At 38.8% G+C, this 2,195-nt stretch carries 1 pseudogene; it reads right to left on the reverse strand.

From position 1 onward, the window contains the following. Window positions 1-149: 149 nt before the first annotated feature. A pseudogene (locus tag AAC037_RS23765) lies at window positions 150-2,195 on the reverse strand (SusC/RagA family TonB-linked outer membrane protein); the annotation flags it as partial.

The following is a 2,195-nucleotide window of genomic DNA, read 5'->3' on the forward strand; positions in this document are numbered from 1 at the left end:
CAATAAAAGACTTATGGGAACATCTGTTGAAGCATTGGGATTTTTATTGATTTCATCCAAGATGTCTTCACTGCAGGAAATCAAAATTCCTGATACCAATGCAATGAATAAAAGGTTTATATATTTCATAACTATTTCTTATTTTGGGTTTAAAAATCTACTCTTATACCACCACCAAAACTCTTGGTTTGAGGATAGGAATTGTAAGATTCCGCCTCATTGGTATTGAACATTTCCGGATCGAAATGTGGCATGGCTGCGCTCAGGAGCAAATTCCTTCCTACGAAAAAAACTGAGGCTTTTCGAATAAATGTATTTTGCAACCAATCAGTGGGAAAGCGGTAATCCAATCTCAATTCTCTAAGCCGAACAAAGGTGGCATCATAGACATTGGCTTCGCTGATAGGGTCATCATTAACCCTGTAAAAATCAAATCCTTTCTGAATGGTAATATTATTATCCCCTTCTACAACAAGGTTACCTTGGTCATAGTACCCCATTTTTCCGGGAAAGATTTGATCAGCTTCCCTATTTTCAGTTTCACTAAGGATCCCATATAGTTTTCCTAACCTATTGTAACCCGAAGAAACTTTCCCCCCTTTGCGCCAATCAATTTGAGCTGAAATAGAGAAATTTTTAAAATTGAAGCTATTGAGAAAACTCATGTCAAAATCAGGTTGGGCACTGCCTAAAATAACCTGACTGGTGGTCCTTAAAGGCATTCCATAGCGTGTGTTGGCATTGCCGTTTGAAAGCGTAGCTCTGCTGTCTACAACTATTTCTCCACTTGCCGGATCTCTAGCATAGCCAAAACCTCTAAGCGAAGGATATTCCTCTCCTTCTACAGCCACGGATTGCACCCTAAAGCCACCTAGTTCGAGTTGGTCAATCCCTTCGGCCAAACTGATCACTCTGTTGGTATAAGTGGTGAAGTTTGTGGTCAGGTTCCAAGAGAAACTTTCTGTGGAAATAGGTGTTAAATTAAGCATGATTTCGTGGCCTTTGACACTCATCTCACCGGCATTCCTCAATTCACTGCTATAGCCTGTAGAAATAGCAATTGGCACCCTATAGATTTGTCCGTCAGATTTGGAATCATAATAGGTATAATCCAATCCTACCCTATCATTAAAAAACCGTAAATCTACACCTATTTCAAAGGTTCTCGTGTTTTCAGGCTTCAAATCTGAGCTGTTTAAAGCATTACTAAGCGTAAATGCATTCATCCCTTGGTAAGGAAAAGTAAACCCACCAACAGCTGCACCGGGTACAAAAAGAGTAGCGGTAGAAAATATTGGCCCTGCCTGACCAACCTCTGCCACACTGGCCCTAAACTTACCAAATGTGAGAATTTTTTCCGGCACAGATAAAAACTCAGTAAATACCACCCCTGTACCTATGGAAGGATAAAAAAACGATCGGTTTCCTCGCGGCATATTTGAAACAATATCATTCCTACCGGTAGCATTAAGAAATACCGAATTTAGCCATGAAACAGACAGGTTTCCATAGAAACCAACCACCCTACTTCTAGACAAATACTCATTGGTTGTTTGAACAGCGGTATTGGAAATATGGTGAAAACCTCCAATCACCAAATCTGATCCATTACTTGAAATGGAGTTTCCTCTAATATCATAAACCTCATTCCCAAGCATAAAATCCATATTAAAATCACTCCCAAATTTTTTGCTGATATTAAGGTTCAAATTGGAATTGATTTGACGCTGATTTACCATGCTGTTACTAATGCTTCCTCCACTAGGTGGATCGGTTCTCCCACTACCCGAACCTTTCTCTATTACTCTTTTGTTTTGCGTCGTATATTCATCTAAACCAATCCTATAATTGATCGACAACCAATCCAAAGGCTCATAATCAAAACTAAGGTTACCAAATGTCCTAGAGGTTCTATTTTCAGAATAATTATTTTCCATGGCCCAGTAAAAATTATCATGTTGCCCTCTAAAATTAATCTGCTGAAATGGGTCTCCCGGAACATGGGTAGGCTTTCCTTTTAAGTTATATGTAGGTGGTATCGCAAAGGTACCCCACCATGGTAGTTCTGTGCCTTCTATTAGGTTATTTGAATAATTAATGGATGTATTAACTTTTAATTTATCTGTCAAATTATATCCACCTGCGACTTTAATATTCATCCTTTGCATGCCTGTATTTTTCAATATACCTTCTTG

This window comes from uncultured Cyclobacterium sp. (genome assembly GCF_963976465.1).
GTDB lineage: Bacteria > Bacteroidota > Bacteroidia > Cytophagales > Cyclobacteriaceae > Cyclobacterium.